Annotated in this window: 12 protein-coding genes; 4 read left to right on the forward strand and 8 right to left on the reverse strand. The window is 36.0% G+C overall.

What is annotated here, in order from left to right:
- Positions 1-56 precede the first annotated feature (56 nt).
- From INR75_RS14975 to INR75_RS14990, 4 genes are read right to left on the reverse strand one after another with little or no spacing between them, the layout of a single operon-like run.
- The gene (locus tag INR75_RS14975) at positions 57-848 is read right to left on the reverse strand and encodes a (Fe-S)-binding protein (RefSeq protein WP_084840655.1); all 792 of its coding nucleotides are present in this window, start codon (positions 846-848) and stop codon (positions 57-59) included.
- Between the two features lie 23 nt (positions 849-871).
- Entirely contained in the window at positions 872-2212 is a 1341-nt protein-coding gene (locus INR75_RS14980; RefSeq protein ID WP_223089409.1) for a (Fe-S)-binding protein, read from the reverse strand.
- 7 nt (positions 2213-2219) lie between these two features.
- Positions 2220-3170 (reverse strand): MlaD family protein, encoded by a 951-nt coding sequence (locus INR75_RS14985; RefSeq protein ID WP_092540975.1) that lies wholly within the window; start codon positions 3168-3170, stop codon positions 2220-2222.
- Between the two features lie 55 nt (positions 3171-3225).
- Positions 3226-4356 (reverse strand): N-acetylmuramoyl-L-alanine amidase, encoded by a 1131-nt coding sequence (locus tag INR75_RS14990; RefSeq protein ID WP_223089410.1) that lies wholly within the window; start codon positions 4354-4356, stop codon positions 3226-3228.
- 136 nt (positions 4357-4492) lie between these two features.
- Here INR75_RS14990 and INR75_RS14995 point away from each other — a divergent pair, with 136 nt between their 5' ends.
- Positions 4493-7216, forward strand: a complete 2724-nt coding sequence (locus INR75_RS14995; RefSeq protein WP_223089411.1) for a putative LPS assembly protein LptD — start codon at positions 4493-4495, stop codon at positions 7214-7216.
- Between the two features lie 17 nt (positions 7217-7233).
- Positions 7234-7620 carry a RidA family protein gene (locus tag INR75_RS15000; protein WP_223089412.1) on the forward strand — a complete coding sequence of 129 codons (387 nt, stop codon included), beginning with the start codon at positions 7234-7236 and terminating at the stop codon, positions 7618-7620.
- 659 nt (positions 7621-8279) lie between these two features.
- Here the strand turns inward: INR75_RS15000 and mgrA are convergent.
- Positions 8280-9275 carry an L-glyceraldehyde 3-phosphate reductase gene (gene mgrA / locus INR75_RS15005; RefSeq protein ID WP_223089413.1) on the reverse strand — a complete coding sequence of 332 codons (996 nt, stop codon included), beginning with the start codon at positions 9273-9275 and terminating at the stop codon, positions 8280-8282.
- Positions 9276-9554: 279 nt separating this feature from the next.
- Between mgrA and INR75_RS15010 the strand changes: the two genes are divergently transcribed.
- Both INR75_RS15010 and INR75_RS15015 read left to right on the forward strand, forming a co-directional pair.
- Entirely contained in the window at positions 9555-10442 is an 888-nt protein-coding gene (locus INR75_RS15010; protein WP_092540985.1) for a phosphatase PAP2 family protein, read from the forward strand.
- Positions 10443-10469: 27 nt separating this feature from the next.
- Positions 10470-11000 (forward strand): 5'(3')-deoxyribonucleotidase, encoded by a 531-nt coding sequence (locus INR75_RS15015; RefSeq protein ID WP_223089414.1) that lies wholly within the window; start codon positions 10470-10472, stop codon positions 10998-11000.
- Positions 11001-11041: 41 nt separating this feature from the next.
- Here the strand turns inward: INR75_RS15015 and INR75_RS15020 are convergent, their stop codons facing one another.
- From INR75_RS15020 to pfkA, 3 genes are read right to left on the reverse strand one after another with little or no spacing between them, the layout of a single operon-like run.
- Positions 11042-11686 (reverse strand): acyloxyacyl hydrolase, encoded by a 645-nt coding sequence (locus tag INR75_RS15020; protein WP_092540988.1) that lies wholly within the window; start codon positions 11684-11686, stop codon positions 11042-11044.
- An 18-nt stretch (positions 11687-11704) separates the two neighbouring features.
- Positions 11705-12070 carry a methylglyoxal synthase gene (locus INR75_RS15025; RefSeq protein ID WP_223089415.1) on the reverse strand — a complete coding sequence of 122 codons (366 nt, stop codon included), beginning with the start codon at positions 12068-12070 and terminating at the stop codon, positions 11705-11707.
- 10 nt (positions 12071-12080) lie between these two features.
- The gene (gene pfkA, locus INR75_RS15030) at positions 12081-13067 is read right to left on the reverse strand and encodes a 6-phosphofructokinase (RefSeq protein ID WP_223089416.1); all 987 of its coding nucleotides are present in this window, start codon (positions 13065-13067) and stop codon (positions 12081-12083) included.
- Positions 13068-13091 lie beyond the last annotated feature (24 nt).

Consider the following 13091-nt stretch of genomic DNA (forward strand, 5'->3'; position numbering starts at 1 on the left):
ACTGCCAAATTTCATACAAAATCAGCTTTATCGGATTTTATTTTTAAATATATGAATTAAAGATCCTTGGCGTTAGCGATCATTTCTGCCACATCCATAACAGCTACGCTATCTTCTTTTTCCTTGCTCTTAACACCGTCTGTCATCATTGTATTACAAAAAGGACAGCCTGCAGCAATAACTTCTGGTTTTGTTTCCATAGCCTGCTCTGTTCTGGCGACATTTACATCTTTATTACCAGGCTCTGGCTCTTTAAACATTTGTGCACCACCTGCACCGCAACATAAACCATTGCTTTTGCATTTGCGCATTTCGATAAGCTCAACCTCTAATTTTTTAAGAAGATCACGAGGCGCTTCATACTCTCCATTAGCTCTTCCCAAATAACAGGGATCATGAAAAGTGATACGCTTACCTTTAAATTTACCACCTTCAACTTTTAATCTGCCTTCATTCAGCAAAGATTTTAAAAATTGAGTGTGGTGCATTACCTGGTAATTCCCGCCTAAAGAAGGATATTCGTTTTTGATGGTATTAAAACAGTGAGGGCATGCAGTAACTACTTTTTCGATCTCGTAGCCGTTTAAAACTTCTATATTCATCGCGGCCTGCATCTGAAATGTAAACTCATTTCCTGCTCTTTTTGCAGGATCTCCTGTACAACTTTCCTCTGTACCCAAAACTGCAAAATCTACTCCTGCTTCATTTAAAAGCTTTACAAAAGCCTTTGTTATTTTTTTGGCACGATCGTCAAAACTTCCTGCACAGCCAACCCAAAATAGCACTTCAGGTTTTTTGCCTTCAGCCATATATTCTGCCATGGTTGGTACTTTAATCGCTTCTGCCATAGTCTAAAATTCTATAATTTCAATTAATTTTCTTCGGCCCAGTTTAATCGATCCATTTGATTATAAGGCCATGGAGCACCATTATTTTCAATATTAGTTAACGAAACTGCTAACTCATTAGGAGCGGCACTTTGCTCCATAACCAAGTATCTACGCATATCTAAAATAATAGAAAGCGGATCGATACCTACCGGGCAGGCTTCTACACAGGCATTACAGGTTGTACATGCCCAAAGCTCTTCCCTTAAAATATAATCATCTAGCAATTGCTTGCCGTCATCTTCAAATTTGCCGTTTTTATTGATATTTTCTCCTACCTCTTCAAGACGATCCCTGGTATCCATCATGATCTTACGTGGAGATAATTTTTTACCAGTTTGATTAGCAGGACACTCTGCCGTACAACGTCCACACTCCGTACAGGTGTAAGAATTCAATAACTGAACCTGATTGAGGTCCATCACATCTGAAGCTCCAAATTTTTCTGGTTCTCCTTCTTCTTCGCCTTCAGCTGGTGCAGCAAAAGGATCGGCATCTGGATCCATCATTAGTGCTACTTCATTTTTTACAGCTTCAAGGTTATCCATCTCTCCCTTAGGCTTCAACTTAGAAAAATACACATTAGGAAAAGCTAGAAGAATATGTAAGTGTTTTGAATAATATAAGTAATTCAGGAAAAATAATATTCCGAGGATATGCAACCACCAGGCTGCTCTTTCAATAATGATCAAGGTGCTATTGGATACACCTTCAAAAACTGGCGCAATAAACTGACTAATAGGAAAACCGCCAATAATTCCGCCTTCATGTGCATAATGCGCCGCACCATTAAGCTGAAGCTGATAATCTGCAGCATTCATTACCAGGAAAAGCGTCATTAGAACCATTTCAAAATAAAGAATGTAATTAGCGTCATTTTTAGGCCAGCCCTTCAATTCTCTACTTAAAAATCGATAAATATTAAGCACATTTCTTCTTATCCAGAAAATAATTACACCAATAAATACCAATAAAGCTAAAACTTCAAAGATTCCAATAAGCGCATTGTAAAATCCGCCCATAAAAGATAGTACGCGATGCGTACCAAAAAGACCATCTATGATAATCTCTAGCACTTCGATATTAATGATGATAAAGCCCAGATAAACAATCACGTGAAGAAATCCAGATACCGGTTTTCTAACCATTTTGCTTTGCCCAAAAGCAATTCTTAAGGTTTTAGACCAGCGCTCTGATGGATTATCTGATCGATCTATGTTTTTACCTAGTTTTATATTTCTAAGCATCCGTTTGATATTTCTTACAAAAAAAGAAACACCAACAACCAATGCTATTAAAAATACAATTTGTGCTACGATTTGCATACCGCTACTATTTTAAGGAATCCTTGGGCTCTTCGTAAGACCCAGGATTTTTACCGAAAACAGAGAAATGAACATAACGTTTCGGATTTAGTTTTATATCCTGAAGTAATTCTTCTAGTTGTTTGGTAGCACGATCTAAATTATTGTAAACTTTATCGTCATTAAGCAGTTTCCCTGCTGTTCCCTCTCCATTATTTAAATTATCTGCAATTCCTCTAAAATCGGCTACAACAGTCTCAAGGTCATCTGTAATCTGTCCAAGATTAATCGCTTTTAAAGAATCTGAAACCGTTTTAAAGTTTCCAGACATGGTATTTAGATTGTCGAAAGTCTGATTTAAATTTTCAGCATTCCCTTGAACAATACCTTCTAAAGAACTACTCGTATTCTTTAAGGAACGCATAGTAGCGTTAAGATTCTTAAATGTATTATTAATATTATCTGTGGTACTATCGTTTAATACATTGTTTATAGATGTAAGCAAAGAATCTGCACTAACCACTGTACGCTCTAATTTTTGCTGAAGCGGGGTAAGTCTTTCATTAACAAGCTCCATGATCCCTTCTTCTACATTACTTTGCAACGTATCTCCGGTTTTAGCCATTTCGCCGGCTTCATATTCTGGCACGATGGCTAGAGATTTCCCTCCAATAATTCCTCCACCATATACCTGGGCGGTACTGTTCTTTGAGAATTCAAAATCTTTCTCTACAGTAAAGGTAACTAACAACTGTCCTTGCTGATTTAGAAAGTTTATATCTGTAACCTGACCTACTTTAAGACCATTTATAGTAACCGCAGAAGATGGAGATAATCCTTCAACCTCGTCGTATACTGCGTAAAAGGTACGACTGGAATCCAGTAAATTCTTACCTTTTAGAAAGCTATAGCCAAAAATTAATAGTACGATAGCTATAATGGCAAGTATAGCGGTTTTAACCTCATTAGAAATTTTCAAAAGCTAGTAATTTTATTTATGCAAACAAATTTAGGGATAAATATAGAAAAGTATCCTAATTGAGATTAGTTTTTAACGCCTCATTAACTGTAATCTTTTCCCCATTTTTAAAGGCTACGATGTAACTATTTGGATAACCTTTACTAATTGCTTTTTGGTGAACCTTCTGGATATCAAGGTAACTAGAAGTTTCTCCAAGGTAATATTTGTATAGTTTTCCTTCTTTTTTTCTGAAGACATCCTGCAAACCTTTAAAATTGTAAGATTTTGTCTCCAATTTTTTAGATCCTGCTGCAAGCTGTACACTAAAAATCACACCTTCGTAATAATCTGCCGGCTTACCATCGATACTTACGCCAGAAGCTGAAGTGGGAACTTCGGGTTTAGACTGGGCGACACTTTCTAAGGCTGATAGATTTATTTGCTCACCATAACCTAAAATTCCGTCTACAATAGCACTAGCCATTTTATTTTGTCCAGAGCCACTATTTAAAAATGCTCCTTCACTATTATTGGTTAAGAAACCAACTTCAACCAAAACACTTGGCATATAGGTTTGATGCAAAACGATCAAAGCTCCTTCCTTAACTCCCCTGTTTTTACGTCTAAGATCATTTGTAAATTTCTTTTGAATAAGATCTGCTAAAAGAATACTCTGGTTCAAATATTCTTCCTGCATCAATGTCATTCCAATAAAAGATTCGGGCGAATTAGGGTCGAAACCATTATAAGTCACCTTATAATCTTCCTCCATATAAATCACCGAGTTTTCACGCTTGGCGACTTCAAAATTTGTTTCATTTCTATTTAACCCCAAAACGAAGGTTTCAGTTCCAGAAGCTTGTGAACTATGGGAATTACAATGTACTGACACAAATAGGTCGGCTTCTGCATCGTTAGCGATCTGTCCACGTTCCATCAAAGGAATAAATACATCTGTACTGCGAGTGTAAACTACTTTAATTCCTCTACGCTCTAGTTCCTTACCAACTTTAAGCACAATGCTTAATGCGATGTCCTTTTCCTTGTATCCATTCCCCATATTACCGGGATCTTTACCACCATGGCCGGCATCTAAAACCACCACAAATGGATCTGTAGGCATAGGTTTTTCAGCAGCAAAAAATTGCTGATTACAAACTAAAAAAAAAGATAATACTAAAAGTTGAAGTACGTTCGTTCTCATAAATAAGTAACGCTAATTCTTGGGTGAATATTTTAATTACTATTTTCGCGCAATCACAAAAGTTAGCTAAAAAAATATATGTAATTTTGGAAACTCAAAAAGTAAGCCATTCTTTACAAAAATAGTCTTTAAAGCATTGCAAACAAATATACCCAATATACTTTTTTGCTGTATTTTTCTATTGTTCTCCAGCGCCTTTTTGCAGGCTCAGGAAATAGAACAAAATCAAAGTATTAGGATAGAAGCTAAAAAAGATTCACTGGTAATGGTGAGTACCTTACCATTTGCCGAGATGGTAAGAACCCAGGATAGTATTCTTGGTCTTTTTGAGAGAGATTCTTTAAAGCAGCCGCAACAAAACCGCATGATCACAGATGTGGTAAAGTATAAAGCTACAGATTACATGCGGCTTAGCAATAGCGAAAAGAAAATGTACCTTTATAACGAGGCGCAGGTTATTTACCAGGATATGACCATCGATGCGGGTTATATTATTATCGATAACGAAAAAAATGAAGTTTATGCCTACGGAATAGAAGATTCTACAGGCGCATACGTGCAAACTCCTGTTTTTACCCAGGCAAACAGAACCGTAGAACCAGATTCTATTCGGTTTAATTTTGATACTGAAAGGGCTTTGGTCTATAATTCCAGAACCCAGGAAGCTTCATTTAATGTTAAGGGACAGGTGACAAAGAGAGAAAATGATTCGGTTTACTTCATGAAGAATGTACGTTTTACCACTTCTGAAAATGTCGATGATCCCGAATATTATTTCTATGCCCGAAAAATAAAATTTGTTCCAGACAAGAAGATCGTCTCGGGGCTTGTGAATATGTATATCGCCGATATTCCAACACCATTAGGTTTGCCTTTTGGATATTTCCCGCTTACAGAAGAGCGTACTTCAGGTTTTATTATTCCGTCTTTTGGAGATAGCCAGCAAGGTTATTTTTTACAAAATGGTGGTTATTATTTTGCTTTAAGTGATTATGCCGATCTTTTAGCGGTTGGAGATTATTACACTAATGGTAGTTATGCCATGCGTTTGGAATCCAGTTATACAAAAAGGTATAAATTTAGAGGTAATTTTAGTTTTAGATACGAAAGACAATATAACAGCGAAAGGGGTTTCCCAGACTTCTCAGAGAGTTCTGTTTACAATATTAGATGGTCTCACAGCCAGGATGCAAAAGCGAGCCCATCTTCACGATTCTCGGCTTCAGTAAACCTGGGGAGTAGTAACTATTATCAACAATCTGTAAACCAGAGTAACACCGCAAACTTTTTAAATAACACACTAAGTTCTTCAGTTTCTTACAGTAAAACATTTGAAAGTACTCCCGGTGTGAACTTTAGCCTTACCGCTACGCATAGTCAGAATACAAATACGGGTGAAATTAACATGACGCTTCCGACTTTGCAGGCCAGTATAGACAGGATCTACCCCTTTGCGCCTAAAGGAGGTTCAAAGAAAGGGATCATTCAGAATATTAACCTTCAATATAATTTAAGGGCTGAAAATAGATTCAACACCACAGATTCTCTTTTCTTTCAGCCCGAAATGTTTAATGATGCCGTAATGGGAGCGCAACACAGCATTCCGCTTTCAACGAACTTCAAAATATTTCAATATTTTAGTGTAAGTGCCAGTACGAATTTTGAAGAGAACTGGGTTTTTAAAACTTTTGAAAGATCGTACGATCCGGCAACCAATAGGGAAGTTATCGATACCATTAGCGGTTTTGATTCTTATCGTACTTATAACTTCAATTCAAGTATTGGTACAACTTTATATGGTCGTAAGGATTTTGGTAAAGACAGCAAGATACAGGCCATTCGCCACGTAATGCGACCTTCTATTAGCTACGGAATTAATCCCGCTTTCGACCAATATTACGATACTTATGAGCGTAGATCTTTAACAGACGGACTCACAGAATTAGTTGAGTATTCTCGTTTTACGGGAACGCTCTACGGTGCTCCTAGTCAGAATTATTCAAGCTCCATAGGTTTCAGTATTAGTAACGTACTTGAAGCGAAAGTCAGGGATAAAGACAGTACGGCTACAGAGCCCAAAAAGATAAAATTATTAAACAATTTCAATTTAAGCACTTCCTATAACCTGGCAGCAGATTCGTTAAATCTTGCTCCGATTTCTGTTCGTGGTGGTATTCCAATCGTACAAAACAAGCTGGACATTAACTTTACCGGTAACCTGGATCCTTATGCGCTAAATAATAGTAACCAGCGTATCGACAAACTTAATATTGCTAATGGTGGAAGTTTATTTAGGCTAACCAATGCCAACGTAAGTTTTGGCTATTCGTTCTCAAGTAAGGATTTTGCTGATAAGGACGATGAAAATGAGGATGAGATGGATAATGAATCTAAACGGAATGGTGGTCGCCCCGATGATCTCTTCGGAAAAAACACCGATCTGGATGGAAATCTTTATGAAGATGAAGATCCCTTTGAAGGTAAAGAGGATAAAAAGAATAAAGAATGGTATAATTATAAAATTCCTTGGGATATACGTTTATCATATACCATGACCTATAGTAACCAGCAACGACAAAGTGAAATAACATCACATTCTATTATGTTTTCTGGTGATGTAGAATTATCACCAAAATGGAATATTGGTGCTTCCTCTGGTTTTGATCTTAGAGAACGCGGATTTACTTACACGCAACTTCGATTTCAGAGAGATCTAGATAGTTGGCGTATGAGTTTTAGCTGGGTTCCTTTTAGTGCACGTAGATCCTGGAATTTCTTTATCGGTATAAAAGCTTCTATGCTTAGCGACATAAAATATGATAAGCGTAGACAGCCAACTAGAGCCATTGGAAGAAACTAAACCAAATAAACTTAAATATGAATAAAGAGATCATTAAAACAGATAAAGCTCCTGCTCCTATCGGGCCTTATAATCAAGCCGTAAAAACCGGAAATATGGTTTTTATATCTGGGCAGATTGCTATTAATCCTGCAACAGGGGAATTAGAAACCGGAGATTTGGAAACCGAAACCAAACTCGTTATGGAAAATCTAAAAGCTATTCTTGCTGAAGCTAATTGTACTTTTGAAAATGTAATTAAAACATCGATTTTCATTAGTGACATGAATAACTTTGGAAAGATCAATGAAATCTACGCTACTTACTTTGAAGCAGCAACAGCACCAGCAAGAGAAACTGTTGAAGTTGCCAATCTTCCTAAATTTGTAAATGTAGAAATTAGCGCGATCGCGGTGATTGACTAATCAAAGAGGAAATTCTAAAAATTACTTCTTAAATTATATAATATCGGCTATAAGCGATCTCTATTTTCAGTGATCATTTATAGCCGATATTTGTTATTTTCAAACCTGTTTTTCTGAAATCTCTTTAAGCTTATTTAGGACTTAATCCTAGGTGTTATTGAAAAAATCAGGATATCCTTCTGCAGCATCTGTATCTACAATTACGATAATTTTATCATCTTTTTCAGCAAAAAAAACTTTCTAGTCCGTCTGCCTATTTTTTAACCTCTTCGCCCTCTGTTATTTCCTTATCTCCGTCAAAAATTCCATATTACCGAATAGAAACGAAGCTCAAGGGTCTATTTCCAGCAATTTTAGAACTTATTTCAACGTGTTTTCCGTCTTTATCTATCCCAAGAAAATGCATTTTCGATCCTTTTTCCCAACTTCCTTTTATAAATAGAAGTACTCTTAATTCGGCAGTCCATTTTTGCTGAATTTTAATCGTTTTTATAGACTTTTTCTTCCGATGCGTTAATCAGTTTTTGATATTTTGCTATTTCATAATGATTAATTTGGTTGAAATTTCACTCAATTTTTATCTAATTTCACCCATGTAATAATCTTCAAAACCAAATAAAAAACCTCGAATAGCTTTTCGAGGTTTTTAAGAATAATTTTTATTGAAGTATGCTTTCGATCTTCTCTAATTCTGCTGAAGAAAATTCAAGATTGTCTAAAGCTGCTATATTATCTTCCAGCTGCTTTACTTTACTAACTCCAACCAAAACTGATGTTACTCTTGGATCTTTTAACAACCATGCAACGGCCATTTGCGCTAAAGTTTGATTTCTGTTGACAGCAATTTCATTTAGCTGCTGCACTTGTTCTACAACTTCAGGTGTAATTTGATTCTTCTGAAGGTGTCCGCTCGCTAAGGCTGCACGAGAATTTTCAGGAATTCCGTCAAGATACTTATCAGTCAAGATTCCTTGCTGTAAAGGTGAAAATACGATACTTCCTACTCCCACTTTTTCTAGCGTATCTAATAGTCCGTCTTCTTCAACCCAACGATCCATCATATTATACCTTGGCTGATGAATTAAAAACGGAGTTCCCATTTCCTTCAGAATAGCTGCTGCTTTTGCAGTTCTTTCCGCAGGATAATTAGATACCCCAACATACAATGCTTTTCCACTTCTTACAATTTGATCTAAAGCACCCATTGTTTCCTCTAAAGGCGTGTCTGGATCTGGACGATGGTGATAAAATACATCTACATAATCTAAACCCATCCTTTTTAAAGACTGATCTAAACTGGCTATTAAATATTTTCTTGAACCAAAATTACCATAAGGTCCAGGCCACATATCATATCCTGCTTTAGAAGAAATGATCAATTCATCTCGATATTGCTTAAAATCTTCAGCAAAAATTTTCCCGAAGTTCTTTTCAGCTGTCCCATATGGCGGACCGTAATTATTTGCAAGATCAAAATGTGTGATACCAATATCAAAAGCTGTTCTTAAAATTGCTCTGGAGTTTTCAAAATCATCTACATCGCCAAAGTTATGCCACAGTCCTAGTGAGATCATTGGTAGATTTATTCCGCTTTTACCACAGCGGCGATATTTCATTTTATCATATCGATTTTCTTTTGCCTTATAATTTCCCATTTAGTTCTCAATTTAATAAGCAATCTAGTAATTTTTATGAATTTAGCAGGAATATGCAAGCTTATAAATTAATTTAAAAATTCGAGATTTGAAATGATGTTTTACTCGGTAATTGAGATTAAATGCTTGGAGGCTGGCCTCGATACAAAGAAAATATTAAAAAATACCTCATGCCTTGCCTTTAGATGGTTTACTAAATCTCTCTTCAATGTAAATATTTAGTTAATCCTAAGTATATGTTGAGTGAAATCTATTTCTTTGCAAGAAAAATTTAAACAAATGAAATTGAAAAGCTTTACCCAAAAGCTCCTCTTTCACAGCTTGATATTTATTTTAACGATAACTATTGGAAACGCTCAGGAAGGAAGTCCTGTTTTTAATGCTGAATTCAATAATCCCGATGCTACGACCTGGGAAACTCTAAAAGGTGACGCTGAACTAATGTTCGGCGGATTAAAATATACTTACACAAGACCATTTCATTGGGAGGATGATGATATAGGATTATTTCTAGGTACAGCAATTGGTACCGCTGGATTAAATCTATTAGACCAGGAAGCTTATCGTTTCTTCATAAGACAAGAAGAACAGGTTCCTGGAGTTATACAGGAATTTGGCTGGTATTTTGGAAGTCCACAAAACAACTACGGAGTTACCGGAGCGATTTATTTAACGGGATTACTAACCAAAAACCCAAAGATTAGAAGAACAGGAATTCTTATGATTTCTGCTGCTAGTGCTGCAGGCTTAATTCAAACAATTTCTAAGAACGTCGCCGGAAGAGCAAGACCTGGTGATGGTCGTGGAAGATTGTCATTCAAACCATTTTCTAAAGAAGGAACGTATCACTCTTTTCCTTCAGGACACACAATTTTATCTTTTACCACTTTCTACGCTTTAAGTAAGCAATTTGAAAGTCCGTGGGTAAAAGCTGGTCTTTATCTTGGCGGACTGGTATCTCCTGTATCCAGATTATGGCGTGGTGCACATTGGTTAACCGATGTGGCTTTAAGTATGGCATTAACGATTGCTGTGGTAGATTCTGTTGATAAATATTTGGATCAGCAAACTCTTATGCGAAACAATCCAGAACTTAGAAAAGAAACAAAAATTAGCTGGCGCTTACAAATGGGAGCCGGCACAATAGGTGTTGTGGGAAGGTTTTAGCTTTCGTACATTGCCAAAAACTCTTGAATGAAAAAAGAATCCATTGCCATCGATATGGATGGCGTTATGGCAGATGTAGAAACACATTTTCTAAACTGGTATAACAAAGAATATCAGGATAAGTTAACGCACGAAGATCTAAAGGGAAAGACTGAAGCTAAAGCTTTTCCTGTAAAAGGAATTATTAGAAAATATGCAAATACTCCCGGTTTTTTTGGAACTGTTCCCGTGATGGATGGCGCTGTTGAAGCAGTTAAAAAGTTACAAGAAAAATACGACGTTTATGTAGTTTCAGCTGCAATGGAATTTCCCAAAAGTTTGATCGAAAAACGAAACTGGCTTCAAAATCATTTTCCATTTATAGACTGGCGTAATATTGTTTTATGCGGAAATAAACACATCATCAAAACGCATTATATGATTGATGATCATCCTAAAAACCTAGATCCGTTTAAAGGAGAAACCCTTTTATTTGAAGCTTTTCACAACCTGAAGGTAAAAAATCATTCGAGAGCAAAAAATTGGGATGATGTGTTACATTTCTTTGAAATTGATTAGGTTTGAGAAACCAAATATAAAATAATATCCGATAATCTTTTTTAAAGAAAAAAGCCTATCCCTAAATCCACAACTATTGCGTCATAACCATCATTTACTTCGTTTATATCAGCGTTGGAGACATGCCTATAACCCAAACGAGAATCGATGAAAAGTTTATTTATTTGATAGCTAAAACCCAAAGCTAAATTATCAGAAAAACCTATTCCTTTTTCCATTCTTTCCGTTGTACGTTCGAAGTAGCCAGGGCCAATACTCGCTAAAAAGTAAAGGCTAGATTTCACTCCAATATTCTTCCTAACAATCATTCCAAAATTCATAACATATTCGTTAAATGTCTTGAAAGATTGCATTTCTTCTACTCTTTCAATCAAAGGATGCATTCTTCCCACAACATACCGATCACTAGTAAGTTGATGCTTTGTGGTGTTTATTTCTGGCTGGAAAATAAATTCATAATCGAACAATTGCCCTTGTTTAATCTTATAATAAATTTGAAATTTTCTTAATTGAAACTCGTAAAAATAATCATCATCAGTAAAAAAAAGATTGTCTACACTTCCAAAACCATAATTGAATCCTAGTTTATAAAACTTTCCTTCGTACGTTTTTGTACTATTTTGGCTGTAAGAATAAAAATAAAATAGAATAGTTGAAAATGTGAAAATAATCTTTAGAGCTCTCAAAAATTTAAAGGGATTTATTTATAATGCTTCTATCAAAAGTTTTGCTGTTGCTGGATTTGTGGCAAGTGGTATGTTGTGAACATCGCATAGTCGCATCAACATAAAGATATCTGGCTCATGTGGATGTTTGTCCATTGGATCTCTAAAGAAGACCACCATATTTACTTTTCCTTCTACTAATCGGCTTGCTATTTGAGCATCACCTCCCAGTGGTCCAGATAATAATTTTTCGACATCAAAACCAGCAGTTTCGGCTTTACTACCAGTGGTACCTGTAGAGATAAGTCTAATATCCTTAGATTCTAAAACGCTACGATATTCATTTAAGAACTGTACCATTTCAGCTTTCTTCCCATTATGAGCAATGATCGCTATTGTTTTCATTCAGCAAAAATTAAGTAGATAGAATTTCAGAAATTCTTAAAAGATCTTTATTGATATTGGGTTTTTCATGAATTACATCATCTAAAGGACAAGTGATAATATCGTCGTCTTTAAGACCTACCATCACATTCTTTTGACCATCCAATAATAATTCTACAGCTTTAACCGACATTCTACTTGCCAGAACACGATCAAAACATGAAGGAATTCCACCGCGCTGAATGTGACCCAAAACGGTTACTTTAGCGTCATAAAATGGTAAATTTTCTTTTACATAATCTGCTAACTGAAAAACATTCTTCCCAATTTTATCTCCTTCAGAAACAATTACGATACTGGAACTTTTCCCTGATCTTCTACTCTTTTCTAAAGAATCTAATAATCGATCTAATCCCAGGTCCTCTTCAGGAACTAAAATTTCTTCAGCTCCTGCTCCAATTCCGGTATTAAGAGCTATAAAACCAGCGTCACGCCCCATTACTTCAATAAAAAATAATCGATCGTGAGAACTTGCTGTGTCTCGTATTTTATCTATTGCTTCTACAACGGTATTTAAAGCAGTATCGTAACCTATTGTGTGTGACGTTCCGTAAATATCATTATCGATAGTTCCTGGGACACCAATCACAGGAATATCAAATTCGTGGCTGAAGATTTGCCCTCCTGTAAATGTTCCGTCTCCACCGATAAGTACTAAAGCATCTACTTCTAATTCCTTAAGCGTATCGTAGGCTTTTGCTCTACCTTCTTTTGTCCTGAATTCTTTAGAACGGGCAGTTTTTAAAAACGTACCACCTCTATTTATTATATTTCGTACACTACGAGCATCAAGTTCCTCAAAATTCCCGTTGATTAATCCGTTATATCCGTTATAAAATCCATAACAGCTAATGTGATAATAAGAGCATGCCCTTACAACAGCTCGAATAGCAGCATTCATTCCTGGAGCATCTCCTCCCGAAGTTATCACCCCAATTCGTTTAATTTTTTTACTCATAGGTATTCAAAATTTGAATTGTAA

The organism is Zunongwangia sp. SCSIO 43204 (assembly GCF_019904275.1).
Lineage (GTDB): Bacteria > Bacteroidota > Bacteroidia > Flavobacteriales > Flavobacteriaceae > Zunongwangia > Zunongwangia mangrovi.